At 62.7% G+C, this 26,626-nt stretch carries 26 protein-coding genes and 1 pseudogene; 19 read left to right on the top strand and 8 right to left on the bottom strand.

Features of this window, described 5'->3' with window-relative positions; all coding sequences use genetic code 11:
• Positions 1-47 precede the first annotated feature (47 nt).
• The 8 genes from WFH23_RS11540 to ptsP are packed head-to-tail and all read left to right on the top strand — an operon-like array spanning position 48 to position 6,558.
• On the top strand, positions 48-800 hold the full coding sequence (locus WFH23_RS11540; RefSeq protein ID WP_336662622.1) for a GntR family transcriptional regulator: 753 nt from the start codon (positions 48-50) through the stop codon (positions 798-800).
• 42 nt (positions 801-842) lie between these two features.
• The gene (locus tag WFH23_RS11535) at positions 843-1,649 is read left to right on the top strand and encodes a PTS mannose/fructose/sorbose/N-acetylgalactosamine transporter subunit IIC (RefSeq protein WP_336662621.1); all 807 of its coding nucleotides are present in this window, start codon (positions 843-845) and stop codon (positions 1,647-1,649) included.
• A gap of 3 nt (positions 1,650-1,652) precedes the next feature.
• Positions 1,653-2,489 (top strand): PTS system mannose/fructose/sorbose family transporter subunit IID, encoded by an 837-nt coding sequence (locus WFH23_RS11530; RefSeq protein WP_336662620.1) that lies wholly within the window; start codon positions 1,653-1,655, stop codon positions 2,487-2,489.
• A gap of 43 nt (positions 2,490-2,532) precedes the next feature.
• Positions 2,533-3,027, top strand: a complete 495-nt coding sequence (locus WFH23_RS11525; protein WP_336662619.1) for a PTS system mannose/fructose/N-acetylgalactosamine-transporter subunit IIB — start codon at positions 2,533-2,535, stop codon at positions 3,025-3,027.
• Between the two features lie 3 nt (positions 3,028-3,030).
• Complete coding sequence (locus tag WFH23_RS11520) at positions 3,031-4,152, top strand: SIS domain-containing protein (protein WP_336662618.1); 1,122 nt, start codon at positions 3,031-3,033, stop codon at positions 4,150-4,152.
• Between the two features lie 11 nt (positions 4,153-4,163).
• A complete protein-coding gene (locus WFH23_RS11515) occupies positions 4,164-4,592 on the top strand; it encodes a PTS sugar transporter subunit IIA (protein WP_336662617.1) in 429 nt (142 codons plus the stop codon).
• A complete protein-coding gene (locus tag WFH23_RS11510; protein WP_336662616.1) occupies positions 4,583-4,867 on the top strand; it encodes an HPr family phosphocarrier protein in 285 nt (94 codons plus the stop codon). Before WFH23_RS11515 ends, WFH23_RS11510 begins: the two co-directional genes overlap by 10 nt.
• Positions 4,864-6,558, top strand: coding sequence for a phosphoenolpyruvate--protein phosphotransferase (ptsP, locus tag WFH23_RS11505; RefSeq protein ID WP_336662615.1), 1,695 nt, complete (start codon positions 4,864-4,866; stop codon positions 6,556-6,558). Before WFH23_RS11510 ends, ptsP begins: the two co-directional genes overlap by 4 nt.
• A gap of 351 nt (positions 6,559-6,909) precedes the next feature.
• Here ptsP and WFH23_RS11500 read toward each other — a convergent pair whose 3' ends face one another.
• On the bottom strand, positions 6,910-7,203 hold the full coding sequence (locus tag WFH23_RS11500) for a hypothetical protein (protein WP_336662614.1): 294 nt from the start codon (positions 7,201-7,203) through the stop codon (positions 6,910-6,912).
• A 235-nt stretch (positions 7,204-7,438) separates the two neighbouring features.
• On the opposite strand from WFH23_RS11500, the gene WFH23_RS11495 reads away from it, so the two are divergent.
• The 3 genes from WFH23_RS11495 (at position 7,439) to WFH23_RS14110 (ending at position 9,135) form a co-directional block, all read left to right on the top strand.
• A complete protein-coding gene (locus WFH23_RS11495; RefSeq protein WP_336662613.1) occupies positions 7,439-7,888 on the top strand; it encodes a hypothetical protein in 450 nt (149 codons plus the stop codon).
• Positions 7,889-8,027: 139 nt separating this feature from the next.
• On the top strand, positions 8,028-8,561 hold the full coding sequence (locus WFH23_RS11490) for a hypothetical protein (RefSeq protein WP_336662612.1): 534 nt from the start codon (positions 8,028-8,030) through the stop codon (positions 8,559-8,561).
• 340 nt (positions 8,562-8,901) lie between these two features.
• Positions 8,902-9,135 carry a DDE-type integrase/transposase/recombinase gene (locus WFH23_RS14110; protein ID WP_442918744.1) on the top strand — a complete coding sequence of 78 codons (234 nt, stop codon included), beginning with the start codon at positions 8,902-8,904 and terminating at the stop codon, positions 9,133-9,135.
• A 258-nt stretch (positions 9,136-9,393) separates the two neighbouring features.
• Here the strand turns inward: WFH23_RS14110 and WFH23_RS11485 are convergent, their stop codons facing one another.
• From WFH23_RS11485 to WFH23_RS11460, 6 genes and pseudogenes are all read right to left on the bottom strand, one after another.
• Positions 9,394-11,214: an AIPR family protein gene (locus WFH23_RS11485; protein ID WP_336662611.1), complete on the bottom strand. Its 1,821-nt coding sequence runs from the start codon at positions 11,212-11,214 to the stop codon at positions 9,394-9,396.
• 964 nt (positions 11,215-12,178) lie between these two features.
• Positions 12,179-12,313: pseudogene (locus tag WFH23_RS11480) on the bottom strand (thiamine-binding protein); the annotation flags it as partial.
• A gap of 44 nt (positions 12,314-12,357) precedes the next feature.
• On the bottom strand, positions 12,358-13,890 hold the full coding sequence (locus WFH23_RS11475; protein ID WP_336662610.1) for a DHA2 family efflux MFS transporter permease subunit: 1,533 nt from the start codon (positions 13,888-13,890) through the stop codon (positions 12,358-12,360).
• A gap of 31 nt (positions 13,891-13,921) precedes the next feature.
• On the bottom strand, positions 13,922-14,323 hold the full coding sequence (locus WFH23_RS11470) for a cytidine deaminase (RefSeq protein ID WP_336662609.1): 402 nt from the start codon (positions 14,321-14,323) through the stop codon (positions 13,922-13,924).
• Positions 14,324-14,442: 119 nt separating this feature from the next.
• On the bottom strand, positions 14,443-15,582 hold the full coding sequence (locus WFH23_RS11465) for an ABC transporter permease (protein ID WP_200330513.1): 1,140 nt from the start codon (positions 15,580-15,582) through the stop codon (positions 14,443-14,445).
• Positions 15,579-16,484: an ABC transporter ATP-binding protein gene (locus WFH23_RS11460; RefSeq protein WP_090146091.1), complete on the bottom strand. Its 906-nt coding sequence runs from the start codon at positions 16,482-16,484 to the stop codon at positions 15,579-15,581. Before WFH23_RS11460 ends, WFH23_RS11465 begins: the two co-directional genes overlap by 4 nt.
• 148 nt (positions 16,485-16,632) lie before the next feature.
• Here WFH23_RS11460 and WFH23_RS11455 point away from each other — a divergent pair, with 148 nt between their 5' ends.
• Together WFH23_RS11455 and WFH23_RS11450 are read left to right on the top strand one after the other, a co-directional pair.
• Positions 16,633-17,937 carry a sensor histidine kinase gene (locus WFH23_RS11455; RefSeq protein WP_336662608.1) on the top strand — a complete coding sequence of 435 codons (1,305 nt, stop codon included), beginning with the start codon at positions 16,633-16,635 and terminating at the stop codon, positions 17,935-17,937.
• Between the two features lie 27 nt (positions 17,938-17,964).
• On the top strand, positions 17,965-18,693 hold the full coding sequence (locus tag WFH23_RS11450) for a response regulator transcription factor (RefSeq protein WP_336662607.1): 729 nt from the start codon (positions 17,965-17,967) through the stop codon (positions 18,691-18,693).
• A 199-nt stretch (positions 18,694-18,892) separates the two neighbouring features.
• On the opposite strand, the gene WFH23_RS11445 is transcribed toward WFH23_RS11450, so the two are convergent.
• Positions 18,893-19,906 (bottom strand): LacI family DNA-binding transcriptional regulator, encoded by a 1,014-nt coding sequence (locus WFH23_RS11445; RefSeq protein WP_336662606.1) that lies wholly within the window; start codon positions 19,904-19,906, stop codon positions 18,893-18,895.
• Positions 19,907-20,137: 231 nt separating this feature from the next.
• On the opposite strand from WFH23_RS11445, the gene WFH23_RS11440 reads away from it, so the two are divergent.
• The 6 genes from WFH23_RS11440 to rhaI all read left to right on the top strand — a co-directional run bounded on the left by WFH23_RS11440 (position 20,138) and on the right by rhaI (position 26,577).
• Complete coding sequence (locus tag WFH23_RS11440) at positions 20,138-21,667, top strand: sugar ABC transporter ATP-binding protein (RefSeq protein ID WP_336662605.1); 1,530 nt, start codon at positions 20,138-20,140, stop codon at positions 21,665-21,667.
• Entirely contained in the window at positions 21,664-22,695 is a 1,032-nt protein-coding gene (locus tag WFH23_RS11435; protein WP_090146081.1) for an ABC transporter permease, read from the top strand. The genes WFH23_RS11440 and WFH23_RS11435 overlap by 4 nt, the downstream gene beginning before the upstream one ends.
• The gene (locus WFH23_RS11430) at positions 22,692-23,762 is read left to right on the top strand and encodes an ABC transporter permease (protein ID WP_336662604.1); all 1,071 of its coding nucleotides are present in this window, start codon (positions 22,692-22,694) and stop codon (positions 23,760-23,762) included. Before WFH23_RS11435 ends, WFH23_RS11430 begins: the two co-directional genes overlap by 4 nt.
• Positions 23,763-23,849: 87 nt before the next feature.
• A complete protein-coding gene (gene rhaS / locus WFH23_RS11425) occupies positions 23,850-24,893 on the top strand; it encodes a rhamnose ABC transporter substrate-binding protein (protein ID WP_200330525.1) in 1,044 nt (347 codons plus the stop codon).
• 132 nt (positions 24,894-25,025) lie between these two features.
• Positions 25,026-25,379: an L-rhamnose mutarotase gene (locus WFH23_RS11420; RefSeq protein WP_090146074.1), complete on the top strand. Its 354-nt coding sequence runs from the start codon at positions 25,026-25,028 to the stop codon at positions 25,377-25,379.
• A 28-nt stretch (positions 25,380-25,407) separates the two neighbouring features.
• A complete protein-coding gene (rhaI, locus tag WFH23_RS11415) occupies positions 25,408-26,577 on the top strand; it encodes an L-rhamnose isomerase (protein ID WP_090146072.1) in 1,170 nt (389 codons plus the stop codon).
• Positions 26,578-26,626: the final 49 nt, after the last annotated feature.

The following is a 26,626-nucleotide window of genomic DNA, read 5'->3' as shown; positions in this document are numbered from 1 at the left end:
GGATAATGACATGCGGCGCTCAAGAAAACAATGTTGTTAGGACGGCAATGTCTACAGAACTGCGACCTCGTTTGAGTCGTGCGACCATCGCCCATCAGGTGCGCGATGATCTGCGCGAACAGATTAAAAGTGGCGCACTGTCCGCCGGCACTAAAGTGCCATCAGAAGCCGAGTGCTGCGACATCTACGGCGTATCCCGCGCTACCGTCCGAGAGGCGTATCGCCTCCTCGAACAAGAAGGCCTTATCGAGACCAGACATGGCTCAGGACGCTACGTGTTGCACGGCGCCAACGTCATTGTGCAGGGCGAAGTCAAACTCATGGAGTCCGCGCTCGATGTTCTTCGTGGCCTCAATTACGAACCCAAGCTCGAGGTTCTCCGGATCGAAGAACGTGCAGCTACTGCGGGCGAAGCGAGCGAGTTTGGCATTCCTGTCGGATCTCGCATGGTCGAAGTGGAACGCGCATACGTTCACGGGCGCCAGTTACTCGTTCACACGACAAATCTCATCGATGTCGATCGCCTACCAAAGCCCATCGAACGTATGGACTGGACAAGTTCCTTGGCAACGGCGTACCGGGCTGTTGGCCGCGAGATCACATCAGGCTTCAGCGATATAGCTGCGACCCATCTGCCCAGTGATGTGGCCCAAAAATTCGAGATTCCTGATGCGTCAGCTTGGTTGACCTTTGACGGCCCTCTTTTTGATCAGCATGGCGAGTTCCTGTGGTTCTCGCACGAGTGCTGGTGGAACGACCTTCGCCCGCTGCGCGTTGTAACGCGGCCCGCCACTGACTAATCAACCACACCAAGATCTTTCAATGAAGAAAGGAAAATCCAAGTGACCTTAACTCAAGCGGTACTCATTGGATTAGTAGCAGCGCTCACCCATCTTGATGGTGCGTGGTTCGGTGAGATGAAGTTTCGCGAACCAATCATTACCGGCTTCCTCGTCGGACTCATCCTCGGAGATGTCGCGGGCGGCCTCGTGATCGGTGCTGCATTGCAGCTCATGTGGATGGGAATCACCGGCGTTGGCGTAACTCCGAAACTGGATATTGGTGTTGGCGGAACGATCGGTGCTGCGGCGGCCCTCTCAACGGGAGCCGGCGCGGAAAAAGCAATCCTCTTCGCCGTACCAGTCGCGCTTCTGATGCAGTTCGTTGACACCCTCATGACCTCCGCTTTCTCCGCTCTCATGCCCGTGGCCGAGCGGCAGATTGACCAACTCAAGATCAACTCTGTTCAAGCCATCCACTACATGTGTGGAGTTATCGCCCTGATCGTCTACTTTGTACCCACGTTCGCCGGCATGTACTACGGGAATGAAGCGATCCAAGCTATCGTGGATGCCCTGCCGGAGTGGCTGAACAACGGTTTGATCGGCATTTCGGTGCTACTGCCCGCCCTCGGCTTCGCGATGCTTCTCGACATCATCCTGACGCCGAAACTTGTCCCCTTCCTCATCCTGGGCTTTGTTCCTGCAGCTTTCGTGGGACACGACCTCACCATGGTTGGAATCGCAGCGATCGCCGTCGCCATCGCGCTCGTCATCTACTCGATCTATACGGACCTGCGACCCAAACCTGCAGTCCAAATCGAGCCAAACGAACGAGAACTCGTTGCCGCCAATGAATGGGAGGACTAAATCATGACCGTCACGACGCACGACACCCCTCCAACTCCGCAGCTGCCAAAGAAAGAATTCAGAAGCATCTTTTGGCGGAGCTTTTCACTCCTCGGATCTTTCAACTTCCAAAGGTTTCAAGGTCTCGCGTTCCTTTTTGCAGTCCTCCCCTCACTCAAGCGCATTTATCGGGGCGACGACGACGGCCTGAAAGACGCCATGCGCCGCCATATGGAGACATTCAATATGACTGTCGCTCCGGCACCTGTGGTGATGGGCGCTGCCATCGCGATGGAAGAGCGCGCCAAGGCAGACCCAAATTTTGATCGAACGACCATTAGTGCTTTCAAGGTCTCACTCATGGGACCCCTTTCGGGCATTGGTGACACGTTCTTCTGGGGAATCTTCCGCATTCTCGCATGCTCATTGGCAATTGGTTTTGCAGAGGGCGGCAGCTGGCTAGCTCCGTTCGTGCTGCTCGTTGTCTTCAACATCCCAAATTTTGCCACCCGCTATTACGGCTTGAAGATCGGCTACAGCCAAGGCCAAGGAATCATGCGTTCGATGGGTTCATCAGGCTCGATGCAGCTCTTCACGTTCTGCGCGGGAATTGTTGGAGCGATGGCGATGGGATCGATGATCGCTTTCTGGGTACCTATCTCATCCCCACTTGAGTTCACCATCAATGGAAGCGAATTCATCGTTCAGGACTACCTCAACCAGATTTTCCCGGCGCTGCTCCCTATCGCTTTCACGCTCGTGATCCTCTGGATCGCGCGCAAGCGTTTCAACCCGATGGCAATCATCGGCATCGTGATGGCGGTTGGCTTCGTACTAGGCGTGTTCGGCATCATCGCGTAAGCATCGACAGCATGGACAGCATGGACAGCATGGAGAAACACTAATGGCAATCACCGAAGTCAGGATCGACGATCGACTCATCCATGGCCAGGTTTCGACCCTTTGGGTGCCAAACCTGCAGATCGAACGACTACTCATCATTGATGACAAGGTCGCGATTGATGAGGACCGCAAGAACGTACTCAAGTTCGCCACTCCCCCGCAATGCAAGCTCTCGGTATTCGACGCCATAAAAGCTGCGGAAAAACTCTCACGCAACATCGATGCGGGCACAAAGGTAATGATCGTATGCGCTAGCCCAGAACCGTTGGTCACTATGAGCAATCTGGGTTACACCGTGCCGAGAATCACGGTCGGCAACCTTTCAAGGCGCGAACATACACAGGTACTAGCCCAAACGGCCTACGTCACGAAGCCCGAGCTCGAAGCATTTGCCACATTGGTGAGTCAAGGCGCGGAAGTGGCATTCCAACCCACCCCCACCAGCCACAGAGAGAATCTTGCGGTTGAAATCCAGAAGCTCCAGGAAGGACGCTAAACAATGACAAGCATCAAAACCCACGACCAGACCGTTCTCGGTAACGTGCACGACCAGCCTGAAATGCTCCGTGAAGCGTTCGCGCGTAGGTCAGAGATCATCGAACCATTCGTCCGCTCGTTTACATCCGCGCCCGTTAAACGAGTCGTTTTCCTCGGATCCGGTACGTCCTATAACGTCTCAAACATTGCCGCTGCATATTTCACTCGTCTCGTCGGTGTGGAGGGGGTTGCCCCGTATCCCACCGAGTTCATGAACTACGGCGTGGGACTTGATCCGCAGCACAATGACCCCCAGTCAGTTCTCGTTGTGGGTATCAGCCAGTCCGGCACATCGATCTCCACCTGCGAAGCGATGGAATGGGCGAAGAACCAGGGGTACCGCACGTTCGCCATCACCTCTGACGTCACGAGCAAGATCACAGAGATCGTCACGGATGTTGCTCCACTCCTCGTCGGGCAGGAACTCACCGGTCCAGAAACAAAGGGATATACGGCCTCCATTCTCAGCATCTACCTGTGGGCTTATAGTGCAGCGGGAGCCGTTGGTTCTCTTTCTGAGAACGAGGTAGAGGCAGCCCTGCAAGCTGCCGGAACAGTCTGCAACGACTTTGATCGAGTAATCGCCGAATCTGAGGCCTGGTACGACCGCAACCGTCCTGGGCTGCTTCACAGCAGTCGCATCAATGTGCTCGGTTACGGCATTGACTATGGAACGATGCTCGAAGGAACACTCAAGATCGCCGAGATGCTCCGCGTTCCGACGATCGGAAACTTGCTTGAGGAGCACGGTCACGGGCCCACCTACGCACTCAAGTTCGATCACGCCACGCTGATTGTTGGTTCGGAGGAGAAGGAGTTCGAGCGAGCATTGGAATTCCGGCGAGCCCTGCCCGAGTATGCTCCCGGAACGCACGTGATTACGTGTCAAGACTTCGATGACGCGGACGAACGAGACCTCGTGTTCTCGACGAAGGCGGGAACGTACCTTGCTCCGCTTCTCTACTCGGTGCCCATGCAGTTCCTCTCCGCCAAGGGCGGAGAGGACGTCTACATCGATACTGACCACAACCCGGTCGATATCCACTTGGGGCATTATGAAGCTGAGCGACAGAGCGGGAACTGAAGAGTCACGGCATGCGAAATACAATCATTGTTACCGGGCACGGAACGTTTGCAAGCGGCGTTGTAAGCGCCATGCAAATGATCATGGGACCTCAAGAGAACGTCGTAGCTGTCGACTTCACTAGCGCAGACACCGCAGCTGAGTTGCGGGAGAGATTCCGTGAAATCTATGAGCGTGTACAAGCAGGCCCTCTCCTTGTTCTCGCTGACCTTCGAGGCGGTTCCCCGTCAAATATGGCCTTGGAAGTGTCGCGACAGAGCAGAAATGTACAAATCATTTACGGAGCGAACCTGCCTCTTTTGATTGATCTCGTTGTGAACGCCGAGCGAGAGAATCCGTTCCACAGCGGGACCATCGACGAGGCCAGAGAAGCTGTGGGGTTGTTAGTGCCGTCGGACTTGGATCCTTCAGAAGAATCAGAGGACGCCGCATGGATGTGAACCCAGTACCAGCAGGCTCGATGGCTTCACGTGAGGTTGTCGTGGCTTCAAAGTCTGGATTGCATGCACGACCAGCGAGAATTATTGCGGAAGCAGCTGCCGGCACCGGCGTGCGTATCGCGAAAGCAGGGTCTGCAGACGTTGATGCGAGCAGCATTCTCCGCGTCATGTCCCTGGGAATTGCGTATGGCGAGACGGTGACATTGTCAGGGGATAATGAAGCTTCCTTGGACGAGCTTGCCTCACTCCTCTCACAGGATCTGGACGCAGTGTGATCGAGAAGAACCCGACACGCCAGGTCTTTGCTGGCGCCGGTGTGGGACGCGGAGCGGCTATTGGGCCAGTTATCCGCGTCCCCTCCGCCGCGCACCCTCTTAGCGAGGGAGAAAGCGAACAGGTGCCCGTTCAATCGGTTCAAGATGCTTTCGTATCAGTCATTCGGCTTCTTGAAGTGCGTGCCGCAGAAGCGCACGACGCTACTGTCCGCGAAGTGCTCGAAGCAACCGCCTCGATCGCCTCTGACCCGGAACTCCAACGCGCTGTGTTGGCCCAAATGGAATCTGGACATAATGCCGTCGCGGCTGTCAACCACGCAGTAAGCGAGTTCGCAGATGCTTTCACGCACGCCGGTGGTTATCTCGCGGAGAGAGTCACCGACCTGCATTCAGTGCGGGACAAACTGATTGCTGAGATTCTGGGTCTGAGCGCACAAGAGAGCTTTCACCTGGAGCAGCCAAGCGTACTGGTCGCTGAGGACTTAGCTCCGGTGGATACCGCGGGACTCGATCTCAGTATGGTTCTCGCTATCGTGCTCGAACGAGGAGGACCGACCGGGCATACCGCGATCATTGCTACCCAACACGGCATTCCATGCGTAATGCGTGTCACAGGCGCAAAAGAACTCCACAGCGGGGATATCGTCGCCGTGAATGCTGCAGAGAGTACGGTCATTTTTGCGCCCACTTCGGAGGACCGCACCCGGATTGAGGCCTATAACGCGGCCCTACAGTCAATTGTGACAAATGGGGTGGGCGCAACCAGAGATGGTCATCCGGTGCAACTTCTGAGCAACATTGGGACGCCAGAGGATGCTGAATCGCTAAACCGTAATGAGTGTGAAGGGGTTGGGCTATTCCGCACGGAGCTTCCTTTTCTTGGGCGTGAGGTGGCCCCGTCAATAACTGAACAGCGCGAACTTTACAGTCGTGTGCTGCGAGCTTTCACTCCTCAAAAGGTCGTCGTTCGAACCCTCGATGCCGGCGCTGATAAGCCGCTTCCGTTCTTGCGAGCCGACCGAGAAGAAAACCCTGCCCTAGGTATCCGCGGGTACAGACTTACACGTCGTACCACCACACTTCTTGACGCCCAGCTCCGGAGCTTGTCAGCGGCCGCAACAGCAACAAATAGCGAACCTTGGGTAATGGCGCCAATGATTACCACTGCGGTTGAAGCAGGTGACTTTGTTCGTCTCGCGCGCGCAGCCGGATTCAAGAATGCCGGGGTGATGATTGAGGTCCCTGCTGCTGCGCTTCGGATCGGCGACATTCTGCGGGAGGTTGATTTCGTCTCCATCGGAACAAATGATCTCGCCCAGTACACTATGGCTTCTGACCGCCTCGTAGGGGAACTGGCCGACCTACTTAGCCCGTGGCAGCCTGCGCTGCTCGGCCTCATTTCCCATGTTTTGGCTGAGTCAAAGCGATTCGGAAAACAGGCAGGCATATGTGGTGAATCCGCCGCTGATCCTGTAATGGCACTTGTCCTGACAGGGCTTGGGGCTTCATCCTTGTCGATGAGTATTTCAGCATTGCCGGCTGTGAGATATGCGTTGAGTCAACATACGCTCAAGGAGTGCCAGGGTATTGCCACGGCTGCCATGAGTGCAGACACAGCAGAGCGTGCTTATACTCGCGCCCGAGACTTAGTTCACCCCGAAGTTAAAACCAAGCTCTCGATCCGTGATTGATGGCTGACTCTTAAGACGTTGCGTGGCCACTGTCAACGATACTGAAGTGTTCAGTCACGCGTTGAGAACGGATTAGTCCCACCATCAATCCTAGACATGCGTTACAGTGAGCGCGTTCTTCTCAAGTCAATGGTCGATGTGAAGCTACGCTACTTGTGAAGGTTGATCGAACTCTCTCGCTACTGCCCTACGGAAAGCTTCGATGGACGATGCTGTTAATTCAGCATGTACTTACGCCCGGAGCTCCCGGGTATCAGGTCTCCCCCCGGCGGCTTTCCCTTTTCGAACTGGCGCCCAGTTCGTCTCGTAAATGACCGCTTTTGACACGAGCGCAGTACTCAGAAGGCTTCGTTAAGGCACTTTGCCCGAATATGCATCATCCACCAGGTTGATGCCGGATACGGGGCATTTCTTGAGTGTCTCTATTACTTCCGATTGACTTCCAACCCAGGCTGCTACTTGAGGATCAACAAGGTTGAAGAATTCCTCAAACTCGCGCAGTCTAGAAGCCAAACCAGTTGTGGTGCTAAAAACAGGCTCCCAATGGGCAAGTCGGTTCCAGAATCTATTGAGCTTGCAAACACGATCATGAATTGACCCCCGCGGTTTTCCAGGGCACAAATCGTCGAGAATGTCGGTGAACATCGATCGATTGGGAAATGGTCCTTTCGAGAGCTAATCGATGCCGCGAATGGCGATGCCGACCCCCTGCCAGTCTGGGCACCGCAATTGATGCTTCCTTCGCGATCCCCGTTCTTCCGCTTCCTTCGCGATCCCCGTTCTTCCGCTTTGTTCGCCGAAGGACTAGTTTCGCTTGCGAGAGGACAGAATGACACTTCACGAGGCAATCAGAGCTTTGCTCACTTCAGCGAGCCACTCGATGACCACCGTGGAAATCGCCGAACACATCAACGAGCGACGGCTCTATCTAAAGCGCGATGGCACTCCAGTGATGCCTTCTCAAATTCATGGACGGACGCGAAACTATCCGGAGCTGTTCTTCCGAGACGGCGACAGTGTTTACCTACCGGAATGGCCCGATCTTCCGACACTGACGACTGTCTTGAAAGCCGCAGAAGCTGTGCCCACAGCACCAGCCCCGACATCTGCCGCGCAAGAGGTCAGTACTGCCACCGTCAACGAAAGCTGGTTGGATTTCTCCCGGTACCGGCCGACCGGGTTCGTCGACCTCGAGATTCCCGATGCTCTGGATGAGAGGGTACGCCACAACTCGCGGGATGCCTCGCCAGAGCTGTGGCACCCCTGCGTACGGCCTAAGCAAGAGCGTCGTGTCTCGCCCGTTGGCCTTCCGGGAGTGCCTCGAGAATAGTGTGCGCCGCGGCCCGGCCGAAGCGTCCAGAATCTTCCGCACTCTTACTGATGCTGGATCACCTCGCGGAACTCACCCTGCACGTGCAGGGCAGGTGAGCAGTGCTCGCGACTCTCTGAAGCGTCGATACGATGAGAGGATGCAGCTCGAGCCCGGTCGAGGATCGACCCTTCCCTCCGATGAGATCGACGCGTCGCTGGTGCTCAAGGTGGCCGAGTCACTCATCACGCTTCGTGAGCTGGTCGGAAACAGCATCGCGGACCGCACGTTGAAGGAAGTCATCTGGTCGAAGTGGGAGCTCCCACGTCTCCCGCGCCCGCTCATCGACGGAAAATATCCGACCGCCTACCCCTGGTCGGCGCCGGCCCGCGAACTGTTTCTGCGGTCGCCGAAGAAAGTGGGACGTGTAGGTGGGCTCGTGATCGAGCATGCGCTCCCAAAGCGTGAGCTACTGCAGCTCGTCTCCGAGCGGATGTCGACCGCGACAGCCGCAGACATGGTGCAGCTGCTCCAGGCAGGATGTCGGGCGGTCGTCGTGACGAAGGAAGAAGACCTACAGCTCACCCGTGCGGGTTTCGGGCACCTCAGAACGAACACCGAAGACCTGTGGTCAAGATACCGGGAAACGGGACTGGATCCGTCGACCTTCGCCCTGCTCCGGGATGCACCGTAGCTGACCACGCATTCTTAAGTGTGCACGTCGAAGTCCCCAGTGTTCTTCGGGGCCTGTTGGCTATCAGTTCATCTCCGACGAGATCGAAGCCGAAACGGGCTTGTCAGCGTCAGAACGGCGCGAGTGGCGATTGTGTTTGGAGCAACGCCTGTGGTCGGTGTTCTCGAAGAAGCGCGGCCTGAATCGCAAAGCTGGGCTACTCGTGCACGACGATCTTGTGCTTCGTGACTTCACCGCGTCCCGGGCGGACCAGCTCTGGCTGACGGATATGACTGAGCATTGGACCGACGAAGGATAGCCGTATCTTCGCGCGATCGGAAACGTCCACCCCAACGAGACTGTGGCGTATCAGCCCGGTTCGAGCATGACGGCCGAGCTCGCCGTCGCGGCGCTTCGCAACGCGGTCGCACTGCGAGACCCGGTCGGGACGACTCTGCACTCGGACCGCGGATCCCAATTTCGGCCGCGGAAGTTTATCGAACAGCTCCGCCAGAGCGGGATCACCGGATCGATGGAACGCGTCGAAGCATGTGGGCACAACGCCGAGATGGAGTCATACTTCGCGTTGCTGTAGAAGAACGCCCTCAACAAGAAACGCTGGCGCTCACGGCAGGACCTGCGCTTAGAGGTCGTGACATGCATCGAACGGGCCTACCACCGTCGACGCCGACGATGACAATTCGGAATACTCACGCCAATCGAGTTCGAGCCAATCAACATATTGGCCGCTCACGCTGCCTGAAACCCCAAGCGAGACGAGTCAACCGAACCATCAGCAGTCCCATTTCAGCCAAGCGTGCTGATTGCAAGATCAAAGCCCTATCAAAAATCTTCAGCGAAGGACGGCCGACGCGAATTGATCGAATGGCGCTGTATTGGCCGAACGCACAGCCGCAACCATGGCGGCAAAATTCTGAATGGATGACTGCACTTTATCTTTTGATTTCAGCCCTTGGTCGGTGGCTGGAAGGAGCTGCGCAGTAAAGGCCAGAACGATGTCGAGCAGTGGTGACCATAGGGCAACAGCCTGCGCCGGCGACACTCTAGCGCCGAATGTCAGCGCGTAAGTATCCGTGACAGGCGCATCGAGGATTGTTTCCATGCATGCTGCAACAGCCGCGACGACGAGATGATTTGAACCCCGCGTGCTAAAAAACAGGGATTGACGGCGCTGAATATCCGTTCGATCAGCATCGGGGATTTTGCCAATCGAACGCTTGCGTTCGTCTACCGCAACTAGGAGGCTTTGGGTCAATACAACATGAAGCGCAGTCAACCCATCGCGAAAAACACTCGCGTATGTTCCGTCCGACTCCCAGATCGTGCGAGTTTCGTTGTATGCCAAGTTGGGACTACCGTGAAACGCTGCGAGTGACTGTGCGACGGATGAATCACTCAGAAGCGATCTGCTTCTCGAAATCGCGTCCGAAGCACCACCCCTGCGCCCACCTCGATAATCCGCATCAGGAATGCGAGCGAATTCCTCCCGCAACCGGCTTTGGACCGCGTCGCCGCTTCGAAAGTCTGTGGCTTCGACCTTGTTCTGCGTGTTGTTGAATTTCACGATGTTGCCGAGCACCGTTGGGTCTGTGCAGGTGACGAAGCGTGTCATTACTTGCGCGTTAGTGTTTTCGTCAATGTCCTCGAGAGGCATCTCCCCCACCGCCCCCGTGGTTTGTCCTCCGTTAACGATGCCGATCCCCTTTGCTTCAATCTGCAGCGATGACGCGTCAACTACGTAGTCGTTGGTCAGGATTGTGATCCCGTTATTGTAAATCGCGAAATTATAGGGTTCGACTTTCGCAGTCTCCTTGATGCCATGGTTAATGTTTCCGGATTTCTTCACTACGCCGAGATAGTCCCGAACGTTCGGAGACATAAGTGAAACCCCGTGGTCAGCCCAGATCGCGCGAAGGTCTGCAAGATTGATCGCTGTCGAATAGGCTCTCCAACCGGGCCCTTCGACTTCAAATCCGCCAGGAATCGTGAATTTGCGTGAGCTGCTTACGAGTATCGGAGCATTGCTCTGCTGATAGTCAGTTTCGAGTTGGGTCCGCCCAATTTCGATAGCTCGAACGTCTACATTCGCGTTTGGGAAGTAACGTGAGAGCGCCGCTTCTGCGGTAATCACTGCTTGGTCGAGTTCGTTTTGGACGTTTCCCGATTCAGGAAGGTTGTGCACATACCAGATTTCGAACTCACTGATGGACCCATCACGAAGCTCGGCACGAACTTCCTCAGCGGCACTGCGTAGCTTTTCGGGAACTTGATCCAATAACCCTGCCAGGAGCCAAGACACCGCCGTATTAAGATCGGAGGCTTTGTTAGCGGGCGCAGCAGCCTTATCGGCCAAAGCTTCATATCCCTGCGCCACAACAACTCGGCCTCGGTCATTTGAGACCGCAACCATGTCGCACTTCTTATCGTTCGAGTGGTCGGTAAGCGCATTACTGGCGAATACATCTATGTCATCGACACCCAGCCGAAGTTCAGCGGCATATAGAAGAAGGGCATTTGGATCGTGCGTTTGGAGATCTCTACGAGCAAGATACGCTGCGAACGCAGGGCTCTCCTGGGCCAATGCCTCCGTCAAGGGACTGCGGTTTCTATATCCGTCAACTGTCGTCATGATTGATGCCGCACTTTGAGCCATGTTCTTGAGAGTAAGTCAGGACCATGGAACGCAAAAGCTAATAGACTCGAGAATCCTATTTTCACCTCCAAATTCACCCTCATTGGCAGACAAACTCGACTTAGACAATTGACCTGCCCCTGGGGCCTTCCCCCGCTGGGTTCCCGGTCGAAAATGCGCGCAAGCCCAACGGATATAGATGAACATCGATCAATTGGGCGGGTGACGCACTCAAGAGTTGGTGAGTGGAAACCAACTTGCAGTTCGGAGAGGTTGCCAAACCGCAGGTCAGGTCAGCTCGCGTAACACGGCAACTCCGACAGCCCGAAGCTGTAATAGCGAGAAAGAAGGCACTATTTTCGCCGCTGAGGGGACAAGGCGCGCCTCGTTCTACGGGATTGCCCCGCTACGACTTCATATAGCGGACCGGCTTCCAGGCTCTCCTCTGATTTCGGCGCCTACATCCTCCCCTTGCGGGAGCCTTAAGTTGGCCAGCTTCAAGGGGTGTGCCGCTGCCTCAGAGGCAATCGTGTGATTCATGACGATCGTCGCGCAGTTCGCATGTCAACGCAGCCGGGGCGCGAAATGAGACACGGTACAGACAAGCACTATCCCTGTTGAGTGGCATGCTTCACAGAGTCAGACCGCGTCGTTGAGTGACATGGAGCCCGTATTGCTGTCGCACCTCGGGTTTTGACAGATGCGCTCAATCTCAATTGGCGGCGCGACGTCTGCTAGCGACATCTGCCCTTTGAACCGTCGCTCGTGCACCTCACCGTTGCAGATGCCGCAACGCGCTGGGCCCTCGGTGTTATAGCGGTAACGATCTTCCATCTTGCGATCCTTTGATTGATTGGCTGTTCGCTCAGGATAACTTCGGCCGACTAGGAGGCGCTTCAATAACCACGAAGTTCGCTATTGATCTGCTCGCCCTACTCAGCCGCATAGGCGTGACGATCAAATCAAAGACTTCGTTTCACGAATCTTCAAGTTCGGTGAACATCGAGGAGGTGCGGTGCGGCAAGCCCGATGCGCGCACCACCTTCACCGCCTCGGCGACGGCATCGGAGACGGAGGCGTTGCCGGTGCCCGACGGGGCGACGGAGAATGCGAGGATCATGGTGTTCGCGTTCCTTTCTCGGGTGCAATGAGGTGAGGTGAGCACTACGCCTCCGCCGGCACCTCGATGGGGTTGGTGTTGGTCTTCTGCGGGCGGCGGGCGAACCAGAGCGACACGATCGCCCCGATGAGGATCGCGGCCACCGGCAGCAGCATGGATTGCGCCATCGCAGCGGCGAACCCTTCGCGCGCCGCCTCGGGCAGCTGGCCGCCGCCCATCCCGGCCTCGCCACCGGCAGCACCAGCAGCGCCGGCACCACCACCGCTCGCGCCGCCCAGCTCTGCGGCGATGCGCGACTGCATCAGCGCGGCGATCGCGGCCGACCCGAGCACGGCGCCCACCTGGCGCGACGTGTTGTAGACGCCGGAGCCGGCGCCCGCGAGCTGCGGAGCGAGGCTGAACGTGGTGATCGATGCGAGCGGCCCCCACATGCAGGCGTTCGCGACGCCGAGCACGGCGCTCGGCACGAGCAGCAGCCAGAGCGGCGTCTCGGGGCGCAGCAGGAAGAAGTACAGCAGCATGCCGGCGGCGACGAGCGCGAGCCCGAAGGTCGCGATGCGGCGCGGATCGGTGCGATCGATGAGCAGACCGACGGGACGTGCGAGCCCAGCCGAGAGCAGCGCCATCGGCACGAGCATGAGCGCCGACTGGGTCGGCGTGAGGCCGCGCACGAGCTGGTAGTAGAACATCAGCGGCAGCCCCATGCTGGTGACGGCGAGTCCGACCGTGACGATCGTGCCGGTGCCGACGGAGAAGTTGCGGTCCTTGAAGATCTCGAGCGGCAGCAGCGGCTCGCCGCGCTGCACGCGCTGCCAGATGACGAAGAGCACCAGTACGAGCGCGCCGACAATGATCAGGCTCCACACCGAGATCGGCCCCCAGATCACACCCCACTCGTAGCTCTCGCCCTCCTGGATGCCGAAGACGAGCATGAACATGCCGGCGGCGCTCAGGAGCACGCCGATCCAGTCGAAGTGGTGGGCGTGCGTCTCGAGTTTCGGCACGAATCGCACCGCGAGCACGAAGCCGATGATGCCGACGGGCACATTGATGAAGAAGATCCACTCCCATCCGAACCCGTCGAGCAGCACGCCGCCGAGAATCGGACCGACGAGCGTGGCGACGCCAGCGGTGATCCCCCAGACGGCCATCGCCGAACCGCGATTGCGGGGCGAGAAGATGCGGGTGATCACCGCCATCGTCTGCGGGGTCATGAGCGCGGCGCCGAGGCCCTGGAAGACGCGCGCGATGATGAGCGCCTCGATCGTCCCGGCCATGCCGCACGCGAGCGACGACAGCGTGAAGACGGTGAGCCCGAAGAGGTAGATGCGACGCGGCCCGAAGCGGTCTCCGAGCCGGCCGGTGATGAGCAGCGGCACCGCGTACGCGAGCAGGTACGCGCTGGTCGCCCAGAGCGTCGCCACCATCGTGGTGCCGAGCCCCTCCATGATCGAGGGGTTCGCGACGGAGACGATCGTGGTGTCGACGAGGATCATGAAGAAGCCGAGCACCAGCGACCACAGGGCGGGCCAGGGGCGGATCTCGGGCTTCGGGGAAGCGGGGGTTTCGGTGCTCACCCGAGAAGACTACTCCTGGCCGCGGACAGTGTTAGGGAGTCGCGCCGGCCATCTCCGACGGGCCGAAGCTCTCGGGCAGCATCTGCTCGATCGTGCGGATTCCCGCGGGTGTCTGCAGCAGCATCCCGGGTGCGGCGGCTTCGGCGAGGAGCTGCCGGCAGCGCCCGCACGGCGTGATCGGCTGACCGTTGCCGACGCAGGCGAACGCGATGAGGCGCCCGCCCCCTCCGAGGTGCAGCTGACCGATCATGGTGCACTCGGCGCACAGGGTCACGCCGTAACTCGCGTTCTCGACGTTGCAGCCCGTGATCAGACGGCCGTCTTCGACGAGCGCGGCGCACCCCACGGCGTAGCCCGAGTAGGGGGCGTACGCGTGCTCGGCTGCGGCGAGCGCGGCGTCCGTGAGCTCGGTCCAGTCGATGTCGTGTGCCATGCATCCAGCGTATCCGGCCCGCGGGCCCAGCTGAGCGGCACAGATGTCGGGCCTTGCGAGAACCCGGAACGCCCGGGGCGGGAGCCCCGGGCGTTCCGATCCTGCACTGATGTCGGCGACTAGTCCTTCAGCGCATCGCGCAGCTTGACGCGCACGCCGGTGCGCAGAATCGAGTTGCTGTAGATGCGCGACCCGATCCAGATGACGACCGCGATGGTGACGACCAGGATGCCGAGCGACACGATCGGCTCCCACCACTCGGCGATGCCGAGGTAGAGGCGCATCGGCATCGCGTTCGGGGCGGAGAACGGGATGTAACTCATGATCGCGAGCGCCTGGGGGTTGTCGTTGAAGAGGATGATGAGGAAGAACGGGATCATCACGAGCATCATGACCGGGCTCGTCACCGATCCGATGTCCTCCTGTCGAGACACGAGCGCTGCCGCGGCCGCGTACATCGCAGCGAGCAGCACGAAGCCGAACGCGAACAGGATGCCGAACCAGATGAGCGAGGCGCCGAGCTCGCCGAGCAGCAGATCCTGCCCCGTCGCGAGCATGCCGACCGAGGCGAGGGCGAGGATCGCGACCACCGTGCCGAGCGCGAGGATGCTGTTGCCCAGGATCTTGCCCGCGAGCATCGTGCGCGCGGAGACGGTGGCGAGCAGGATCTCGATGATGCGCGTCTGCTTCTCTTCGACCACGCTCTGCGCGATCGTCGTGCCGAAGGTGAGCGCGGTGGTGTAGAAGATCATGCCGAAGGCGAGGGCGATGATGTACGCGAGGAACGGGTTCGTGCCGAGGGGTTCGAGCAGTTCGACCGACGGCACCACCGAGAGCGCCTGCACGAGATCGGTCGGAGCGCTGTCGAGCGCGACCACGGTGAGATCGAGCGGGGTGTCTCCGCCGGGAACGATCGCAGCCTCGACGTCGCCGTCGCGCACGAGTTGCTCGGCTTCGGCCCGGTCACCGACCTCGGTCACCTCGAAACCGGCGGAGGTGAGCGCGTCGCCCTGCTCCCCGCTCGCACCGGCCACCGTCGCCACCTGCGTGGGGCTTCCGATTCCGCCGTTCTGGGAGAGCAGCCCGCTGATGACGACGCCCCCGAGCACGACGAGCAGGAGGATGCCGGTCGAGATGAGGAAGGCCTTGCTGCGCAGGCGCGTCGTGATCTCGCGTTCGGCGACGAGCCAGGCTCCCTGAGCCCCGCTGATCGGGCGCGACGAGGATCGCCGAGACTGGGAAGTGAGTGGGGCGGTCATCGCACGACCTCCTTGAAGATCTGAGCCAGTGATGGGGTGATGGGGGCGAAGCGCCGCACCGACGTGCCGGGTGCGGAGTGCTGCACGGCGCGAGCGAGCACCGCCTGGGCGGCGGACTCGTCCGGAGCATCGAAGCGGGCGAACCCGCCGTCGAGATGCGTGACCTCCACCCCTGGCAGCTCGCGCACCCAGCCGGCGTCGGCCGCCGGCCCAGCGAGCTCGAGCTCGAAGCTGCTCCCGGAGTGCTGCGCCCGAAGGCCCTCGCGCGAGCCGGAGGCGAGGATCCTGCCCCCGCCGATCACCACGACGTCGTCGCAGAGCCGCTCCACGATGTCGAGCTGGTGCGAGGAGAAGAGCACCGGGGCGCCCTGCGCGGCATAGTCGCGCAGCACCGCGAGCACGACCTCGACGGCCATGGGGTCGAGGCCGGAGAACGGCTCGTCGAGCACGAGGGCGGACGGCTCGTGCACCAGTGCCGCGGCGATCTGCGCGCGCTGCTGATTGCCGAGCGAGAGGCTCTCGAGGGTGTCGGTGCCGCGCTCCCCGAGTCCCAGCCGCTCGATGAGGTCGGCCGCGGATTTCTTCGCCGCTCCCGCGCTCATGCCGTGGAGTCGCCCGAGGTAGACGAGCTGCTCGAGCACCTGCATCTTCGGGTAGAGGCCGCGCTCCTCCGGCATGTAGCCGAAGCGCGCGCGGTCGGCCGGGGTGAGGGGCGCTCCGTCGAGGCTGACCGAGCCGGCGTCGGCGGAGAGCACCCCGAGGATGATGCGCATGGTCGTGGTCTTGCCCGCGCCGTTGCCTCCGACGAAACCGGTCATGCGACCGCCCTCGACCGTGAAGCTCACGTCGTCGAGCACGCGCCGCTCGCCGAAGCTGCGGGTGACGCCTGCGATGTCGATCATCTCGATCCCTTCTATCGTGTGATTCCAGCATGGCGGGGCACCGGCGCGCCGCGCTTCCCCCTCACGGCTGATTGCTGCGGCGAGGGGCGGATCGCCCTCCCCCGCGCGACGGAAGCGCCGTGTCGGCGGCACACCCTACGCTGGTGCCATGGAGGATCACGCGGAGTGGAGTCGGCCGAGCCCGGGCCGGAGCGGCCTGCGCGCCGACATCGCGCTCGCGCTGGTGCTCGCGCTCGCGTCGGTGACCACCGCGCTGCTCTACCAGCGCACCGGGATGTACCCGGGAGCAGCGGAGCCCTGGGTCTGGGCCGTCGGGCTGGGCTTGACGACGCTGCCGCTGGCACTGCGCCGCCTCTACCCGGTGCCGGTCGCGATCATCGTGTCGATCGGGTTCTTCGTCTGCGGCCAGTTCGGCGTGCCAGAGGTGCTGATCATCAACATCGCGCTGTTCTGCGCGCTCTACACCGTCGGCGCCTGGGAGCGCCGGCGCGCGCTCGCGCTCTGGGTGCGCCTCGGCATCGGGGTCGCCATGATGGTGTGGATCACCGTCGTCCTCATCGTCTCGTCTTCGAGCGATGACGCCTTCGAGGGCATTTCGCGATCGGGCATCTTCTCGGCATACGCCACCTTCGCGGTCATCCAGATCATCACGAACCTGCTGTACTTCAGCGGCGCCTACTTCTTCGGTGAACGCTCCTGGCGCTCGGCGCGTCAGCAGGCGCTGCTCGAGGCGCAGGGGCGCGAGCTCGATCTCGAACGGCAGACGAGCGCGGCGCAGGCCATTGCGCTCGACCGGCTGGCGATCGCGCGCGAGCTGCACGACGTCGTGGCGCACCACGTGTCGGTCATGGGCATTCAGGCGGCCGCCGCGCGGCGCAGCATCGAGCGCGATCCCGCCCGTGCGGTCGCAGCCCTCGGCGTCGTCGAGGAGAGCGCGGGCACCGCCGTCGACGAGCTGCGGCGGCTCGTCGGCACCCTGCGCGACCCGGCGAAAGAAGGATCGGCGCCGACCACGATCGGCGTCGCGCACCTCTCCGAGCTCGTGGCAGAGGCGCAGAGCTCTGGCACGCCGACGACACTCATCGTCGCCGGTGAGCCGCGGCCCATCCCCATGCTCGTCGACGTCGCGCTCTACCGCGTCGTGCAAGAGGCGCTGACAAATGTGCGCAAGCACGCCGGCCGCGGTGCGACCGCCGAGGTGCGCCTGCGATTCGGCGCGGATGCCGTCGAGGTGGAGGTCGCGGACGACGGGGTGCGGCAGGAGCTGACCCAGCGCTCCCGCGGGTCCGGCCTCGGGCTGCAGGGCATGCGCGAGCGCATCGGCGCCGTCGGCGGTACCGTGCACGCCGGGCGGCGAGAGCGCGGAGGGTTCATCGTCCGCGCGTGCGTGCCGAATGAACTCACCTCCGCCCATCCCCGCGCTGCCGCTGCCGCTGCCGCTGCCGCGAGCTGACATGCACCACTTCTCCGAAAGGCTCACATGATTCGCGTGCTGCTCGTCGACGACCAAGCGCTCGTGCGCTCGGGCTTCCGCATCATCCTGGAGTCGGAGCCCGACATCGAGGTGGTCGGTGAGGCCGAGAACGGCGCCGTCGCCGTCGCGCTCGCCGCCGAACTCCATCCCGACGTCATCTGCATGGACGTCGAAATGCCCGTGCTCAACGGGATCGATGCATCGCGGCGCATCCTGATGTCGGCTTCGTCGGCTTCGTCGGTCGCATCGGCTTCGGGCCGCGCGGCTCCGGCGATCCTGGTGCTCACGACGTTCGGGCACGAGCAGTACCTCTTCGACGCACTCGCCGCCGGAGTCAGCGGTTTCCTCCTGAAGACCGCACGCGCCGAGCAGCTCATCGACGCCGTGCACTCGCTCGCGGCGGGCAACGCGCTGCTCGGCCCCGACGTCACACGCGCCGTGATCGAGCGGGTCTCGGCGAGTACCGCCGTCGATGCGAAGGCCGCCGAGGCGGGCGGCGATCTCGAATCGAGCCAGGTACCCGATGCGGCGGCCACGGCGATGACGGAGGCGGGCCTCACCGACCGCGAGCGGGAAGTGCTCGCCCTCGTAGCGCAGGGCAAGTCGAACGGCGAGATCGCCGCGGCGCTCTTCCTCGGCGAGGCGACCATCAAGACGCACGTGTCGAACCTGCTGCAGAAACTCGGCGTGCGCGACCGCATTCAAGCGGTCGTGTGGGTGCACACGCGGCCGTAGCACGCCGCTCCCGGCCCGGCGCCGGCGCAGCTGTGCGCCTCGAGATGGCAGCTGGGTCACTTTCGGAGCGTGTCGGGCGCTTTCGCAGACGCGACACCCTCCCAAAGTGACCCGCCTCGCAGGGAGGGGAGGGGGGAGGGGAGGATGGGAGTACGGCGGTCTCCGGCGCGCCGAGCGGCGCCGCAGCGGCGCCGCAGCGTCAGGCGCCGCCCACCGTCGAGGCGCGCACCACCAGCTCGGGGGTGAACTCGATCTGCTCGCGCGTCGCATCGGCACCGGCCTGCGCCTCTGACAGCAGCAACCCCACCGCGGTGGCGCCGATCTCGACCGCGGGCTGACGCACCGACGTGATCGGCACCACCGCGGCGCTCGCGAAGTCGATGTCGTCGTATCCGATGAGGGCGATGTCCTCTGGCACCCGCAGCGATCCGGTCATCACGAAGGCCTGCAGCACTCCCATGGCGAGCAGATCATTCGCGGCGAAGACGGCGTCCGGCCTGCGGTCGGCTGGCAGCGCGATGATCTCCTCGGCGATCCTGCGCCCCTCGAGCACGCTCAATGCGCGCGTCTCGCGCACCTCGAGCGTCGCTCCCGACGTCTCGGCGACCACCGACGTCGCGCCGTTGACGCGATCGGAGACCTGCTTGATGCCCAGCGGTCCGCCCACGAACGCGATGCGACGGCGCCCGAGCTCCAAGAGATGGCGGGCGGCGATGCGCCCGCCTTCCACGTCATCGACCGAGACGGAGGAGAAGGAGCGGTCGCTCGAACCGCGGTCGACGAGCACGACGGGGATCCCAGCTTGGCGCAGCCTCCAGAGCTGCGTGAGGTCGGTATCGACGGGAGAGATGAGCACGCCTGCGACACGATGCTCCTCGAACATTTCGAGGATGCTGTGCTCGCGCTTCGGAGAGTCATCGCTGCCCCCCATCAGCACGGTGTACCCGTCATCGATCGCGCGGCGCTGCGCTCCGTGTGCCAGGTCCATGAAGAAGGGGTTGCGGGTGTCGAGCACGACGAGTCCGAAGCTGGTGCTGCGCCCGGCGCGCAGCTGTCGCGCGGCGTCGTTGCGCACGAAGCCCAACTGCTCGATCGCTTGGGTGACGCGCGCCACCGTGCCTGCGGCGACGATCTCCGGCCGGTTGAGCACGTTGGAGACGGTCCCGACCGACACCCCCGCCTCGCGCGCGACGTCGCGGATACTCGCTGCCATGGCGTGATCTCCCACTTCGTTGTCGTAAAGCCCTGTGCTGGGCAGCAGTCTACCGATCGCATCACTCTTTTGAAACGCTTCAATAACGACTGTGAAACCGTCTCGACATCGACTTGACTCATTGGAGACTCGCGCCATAAACTCACCTCAATCGCGATTGAAACGATTCACAAGTTCAAGCGCGCACCACCCCTGATATGCCCTTCCAATGGCAGGAAGTCCGTGAGTTCAATGAAGAAACCACCCGCCGGCGAGCCGCTGCTCGAACTGCGCGGCGTCGCCAAGGCCTTCGGCCAGGTGATTGCACTGCGCGACAGCACCCTCGCACTCTACCCGGGATCCATCCACGCCCTCGTCGGCGAGAACGGCGCGGGCAAGTCGACGCTGGTCAAGATCATCGCGGGTCTCTACCGCCGCGACAGCGGCGACTTCCGCTACGACGGCGAGACGGTCGACTTCTCCACCACCGCCGAGTCGAAGGCCGCGGGCATCGCGGTCATCTACCAGGAGCCGACGCTCTTCCCCGATCTCTCGGTCACCGAGAACATCTTCATGGGCCGGCAACCCCGCGGTCGGCTCGGCCGCATCGATCGCGGTGCGATGCGCGCCGAGGTCGAATCGCTCTTCACGCGCCTCGGCGTCGTGATGGATCCGGATCGCACCGCCGACGGCCTCTCCATCGCCGACCAGCAGATGATCGAGATCGCGAAGGCGATCTCGCTCGACGCACGCGTGCTCGTCATGGACGAGCCCACCGCAGCGCTCTCCGGCGTGGAGGTCGAGCGCCTCTTCCAGGTCGCACGCGCGCTCCGCGATGAGAACCGCGCGCTCGTCTTCATCTCGCATCGCTTCGACGAGGTCTTCGCGCTCTGCGACACGATCACCGTCATGCGCGACGGCAGTTACGTCTCGACGCGCGCCATCAGCGAGACGGATCCCGACAGCGTCGTCGCCGAAATGGTCGGTCGCGAGATCACGGACCTCTTCCCGAAGATCGAGACCGAAGCCGGCGAGCCGCTGCTCGTCGTCGAGGGGCTCACGAGCCCCGGCATCTTCAATGACATCAGCTTCACCGTGCGCGCCGGGGAGATCGTCGGGCTCGCCGGACTGGTCGGCGCCGGCCGCAGCGAGGTCGCCCGCGCCGTGTTCGGCGTCGACTCCTACCGCACCGGCACCGTCACCGTCGCTGGCACGAAGGTGGCGAAGAACAAGCCGACGGCCGCCATGCGCGCCGGACTCGCGCTCGTGCCGGAGGATCGCCGCAAGCAGGGTCTCGTGCTCGATTCGAGCGTGGGCCGCAACACCACGTCCGTGATCCTCGACTCCCTCGCGAAACTCGGCATCGTCACGACCGGCGCGGAGAACCACGCCGCGCGCCCGTGGGCGGAGAAGCTCGAGGTCAAGGCGAACGCGCTGACCACCATCGCCGGCACCCTGTCGGGCGGCAACCAGCAGAAAGTCGTGCTCGGCAAGTGGCTCGCGACCGATCCGCGCGTGCTCATCATCGATGAACCGACGCGCGGCATCGACGTCGGCACCAAGTCGGAGGTGCACCGCCTGCTCTCCACCCTCGCGAGCCAGGGAATGGGCGTGCTCATGATCTCGAGCGAGCTCCCCGAGGTGCTCGGCATGGCCGACCGCGTCGTCGTCATGCACGAGGGCCGCATCACCGCCACCATCGATCGCGAAGACGCGACGCAGGAGAACGTCATGCGCGCCGCGACCCACAGCTCGAGTACGGAATCGGAGCACGCCGCATGAGCGCCACGACATTGAAGGCCCCGAGCGTCGGGTTCGGTGCGATCGTCGGCCGCCTGACACGGGCGCGCGAGGCGAGCATTCTGCTCGCCGTGCTGCTCGTCGTCGCAGCCGCAACGATCAAGAACCCCAACTTCCTGTTCTCGACCGACGGGTACCGCGACCTCTGGCTGACACCGTCGCTGCTCCTGCTCGTCGCAGTGGGTCAGGCCGTCGTGCTGATCACCCGCAACGTCGACCTGTCGGTCGGCTCGATCCTCGGCCTCAGCGCGTACCTCACCGGCCGCCTGTTCATCGACATGCCGGGGCTGCCCGCCATCGTCGTCGTCGTGATCGCGATCGTCTTCGGCGGCCTGCTCGGTTTGATCAACGGCGCGCTCGTCGCGTTCGCGAAAGTGCCGGCTCTCGTCATCACGCTCGGCACGATGTACGCCTTCCGCGGCATCAACGTGCTCTGGACGGGATCGGATCGCATCAACGCCTCCGACATGCCCCGCAGCTTCCTCGCCCTCGGCACGGCGCAGGTGCTGACGATCCCAGTGCTCACCATCATCGCCGTCGTCGTGCTGATCGCCGTCGCCTGGTGGATGAAGAACACCCGAGGCGGGCGCGAATGCTACGCGATCGGCTCCGATCCCGACGCGGCCCAGCTCTACGGGCTGCCCGTCACGCGCCGCGTGCTCACCGCCTTCGTGCTGTCGGGCGCACTCTCCGGCTTCGCCGGCGTGCTCTACGCCGCCCGCTACGGCACCATCAACTCGCAGGCGGGCGCCGGCTGGGAGTTCGACGCGATCGGTGCGGCCGTCATCGGCGGCGTCGCCATCTTCGGCGGAGTCGGATCGGTGTGGGGCGCCGCCATCGGCGCGGCACTGCTCATGACCATCAACCGTGCGCTTCCGGTGCTCGGCGTGCCCGACTTCTGGCAGCGCGCCGTCGTCGGCGTCCTGATCATCGGAGCGATCGTGCTCGACCGGGTCCTGTCGCTCCGACAACATCGGAAGCTCATCGAAGAACGGGAGACGCAGCGATGACCGCTCAGACCACCGTCACCACCTCCACGACCAGCCTGCGGCACATCGCAGACTACGATCGTCCGCTCTGGCAGCGCCTCCTCCTCACCCGCGAGAGCGCGATCATCGCCCTCGTCATCGTCGTCGTGCTCTTCGCGAGCATCGTGGTGCCGAACTTCGGCAGCAAGATCACGATGACCTACCTGCTCCTCGACATCTTCCCGATCCTGATCATCGCGCTGCCGATGACGGCGATCATCGTGACGGGCGAGATCGACCTGTCGGTCGCGAGCATCGTCGGGCTCTCGAGCGTGCTCACCGGCGTGCTCACCCAGGCGGGGGTGCCGTTCGGGCTCACCATCGTGCTGGCGCTGGCGGCCGGCCTGCTCGCAGGCACCATCAACGGGTTCCTCATCACAGCGGTGGGGCTTCCCTCGCTCGCCGTGACCATCGGCACCCTGGCGCTCTTCCGCGGCATCGCCGTCGGCATGCTCGGCACCACCGCGGTGACCGAGTTCCCCGCCTTCTGGACGGACCTCGCGAAGGAGAAGATCGGCTCGACCGGCATTCCGGTCGTCATGATCCTCTTCGTGGTACTCGCCATCGCATTCGCGATCCTGCTGCACTTCACGAAGCTGGGCCGAGGCATCTTCGCGATCGGCCTGTCGCCGGAAGCAGCGCGATTCTCCGGCGTCGACGTCGCCCGCACGAAGATGCTGCTGTACATGCTCAGCGGCGCGGTCTCAGCTCTCGCCGGCATCTACTTCACCCTCCGCTACGGCAGCGCCCGCGGCGACAACGCGACGGGCATGGAGCTGCAGGTGATCGCCGCAGTGCTGCTCGGCGGCGTGTCGATCTTCGGCGGCCGCGGCGCCCTGCACGGCGTGATCGCCGGCGTCGTGCTGATCGGCGTGCTCGGCAGCGCGCTGCGCCTCGCGAACGTCACCTCCGACGTGATCAACATCATCACCGGAGCCCTGCTCATCGGCGCCGTCATCTCGACCAGCGTGATCGCTGCGGTGAAGAACCGGCGGAGAACGGGAAAGAAGCTGCAGATCGCCGGAGCTCGGGCCGCGACGACGTCCTGACGCACATCGGCACGCTTTCCCAGCACACTTCCACGACCACCCACACCAGTCCCCGCACCGCGGGGTGATGAAAGGAAACAACGAACGATGTGGTTCCAGAACAATAAGAAGAAGGCAGGCGCCGTTCTCGCGCTCGCCGCCAGCGCAGCCCTGCTGCTCTCGAGCTGCTCAGGCGGCGACGCCGGCAACGGCGGATCCGAAGGCGGATCCGAGGGATCGGGCGCGAGCATCACCTTCCTGCCGAAGAACCTCGGCAACCCGTACTTCGACACCTCCAGCAAGGGCGGCAAGGCCGCGGTCGAGGCGCTCGGCGGCACCTTCAACGAGGTCGGCCCCACCGAGGCCACGCCCGACGCGCAGGTCAGCTTCATCAACACCGCGACCCAGCAGGGCGTCGGCGCGCTCGCCATCTCGGCGAACGATCCGAAGGCGATCTGCGACGCGGTGAACGAGGCACGCGACAACGACGTGAAGGTCGTCACCTTCGACTCGGACACCAGCGCCGACTGCCGCGACCTGTTCGTGAACCAGGCCGACGCCGCCGGCATCGCCCAGGTGCAGGTCGACATGATCACCGAGCAGATCGGCGACAAGGGTGAGATCGCCGTGCTCTCGGCCGCCGCGAACGCGACGAACCAGAACGCCTGGATCGACCTCATGAAGGAAGAGCTCGAAGCGAACCACCCCGACGTCGAGCTCGTCGAGGTCGTGTACGGCGACGACGACGATCAGACCTCGTTCGACAAGACCGCTGCCCTCCTCCAGACCTACCCCGAGCTCAAGGGCATCGTCTCGCCGACCACGGTCGGCATCGCAGCCGCAGCTCGCTACCTCTCGACCTCGGACGCGAAGGGCGAGGTCGCGCTGACCGGGCTCGGCACCCCGAACCAGATGCGCGAGTACGTGGAAGACGGCACCGTCACCGAGTTCGCGCTCTGGAACCCCGAGGACCTCGGTTACCTGACCGCGTACGCGGCGAACGCGCTCGCCACCGGTGAGATCGAGGGCAAGGAAGGCGACACCTTCGAGGCCGGCGACCTCGGCGAGTACTCGGTCGGCGCCGACGGCGTCGTGCTCCTCGGCGATCCGTTCCGCTTCAACGCGGACAACATCAGCGACTTCGACTTCTAAGCCGCCCCGGGCGCGGGGATCCTGATCCGAGATCGTCAGGATCAGGATCCCCTCCGCACGCTCTCCGCTTCACTCCCCGACACCCCCACTCCCCCACGCCCCCATTCGCCCGCGAGCCTCTCGGAGAATCACATGCGAGTCTGCTTCCAGATGCAGGTCAAGCCCGACCGCCTCTCCGAGTACGCCGAGCACCACGCCGCGGTCTGGCCCGACATGCTCGCGGCGATCGCAGATGCCGGGCGCCGCAACTATTCGCTTTTCCTCCGCCCCGACGGACTGCTCATCGGGTACTACGAGACCGATGACGACGACGCCGCCCAGCGCGCGCTCGAAGCCGACCCGCGCACCGCCGCGTGGGAGGAGAAGATGGCCGACTACTTCGTCGCCCTGGCCGGCCGCCCCGACCAGGCGGCCCCCCGACTTTCCGAGGTGTTCCACCTCGAAGACCAACTCGCGCGCCACCACGCGGGCACGAATCGCGCATAGCGCAGCATCAGACAGAAAGCCGCAGAACATGAGCACCCAGCTGACTCCCGAAATCCTCAGCACCCTCGAGAAGCAGTCCATCGAGGTCCCGTCGTGGGCCTACGGCAACTCGGGCACGCGCTTCAAGGTGTTCGGCACGCCGGGCACGCCGCGCGATCCGTTCGAGAAGATCGCCGATGCGGCCGAGGTCAACCGGCTCACCGGCCTCGCGCCGGCTGTCGCGCTGCACATCCCGTGGGATCTCGTCGACGACTTCTCGAAGCTCCGCGCACACGCCGAAGATCTCGGCGTGCAACTCGGCACCGTGAACTCCAACACCTTCCAGGATGATGACTACAAGTTCGGCGCCCTCACGCACGAGGACGCCGCGATCCGTCGCAAAGCCATCGACCACCACCTGCAGTGCGTCGACGTCATGGACGAGACCGGCTCGCGTGACCTCAAGATCTGGCTCGCCGAGGGATCGAACTACCCGGGTCAGGCCGACATGCGCGGCCGTCAGGATCGCCTGCAGGAGTCCCTCCAGGAGATCTACGCCCGCCTCTCCGATGACCAGCGCCTCGTGCTCGAGTACAAGTTCTTCGAGCCGGCGTTCTACCACACCGATGTTCCCGACTGGGGCACGTCGTACGCCCAGGTCGCGTCGCTCGGAGAGAAGGCCATGGTCTGCCTCGACACCGGGCACCACGCCCCTGGCACCAACATCGAGTTCATCGTGATGCAGCTGCTGCGGCTCGGCAAGCTCGGCTCGTTCGACTTCAACAGCCGCTTCTACGCCGATGACGACCTGATCGTGGGCGCCGCCGATCCGTTCCAGCTCTTCCGCATTCTCGTCGAGGTCGTGCGCGGCGACGGGCTGAACAACCCCGACGTCAGCTTCATGCTCGACCAGTGCCACAACGTCGAGGAGAAGATCCCCGGCCAGATCCGCTCGGTGCTCAACGTGCAGGAGATGACGGCCCGAGCCCTGCTGCTCGACCGTGACGCACTCGGTGCGGCGCAGCGCTCCGGCGATGTGCTCGGAGCCAACGCGATCATGATGGACGCCTTCTACACGGATGTGCGGCCGGCGCTCGCCGAGTGGCGCGAGTCGCGGGGCCTGCCCGCCGACCCGATGGCCGCGTACGCCGCCTCGGGCTACCAGGCGAAGATCAACGCCGACCGCGTCGGCGGCGCTCAGGCGAGCTGGGGCGCGTAACCGCCTCCCCGCCCCCTCCATCCCCACCCCTCCCCATCTGCGAGCGGGG

Source organism: Leucobacter sp. USHLN154, from assembly GCF_037145595.1.
Lineage (GTDB): Bacteria > Actinomycetota > Actinomycetes > Actinomycetales > Microbacteriaceae > Leucobacter > Leucobacter alluvii.
The sequence above is the reverse complement of the archived record's forward strand: the minus strand, read 5'-3'. Positions and strand labels throughout refer to the sequence as shown.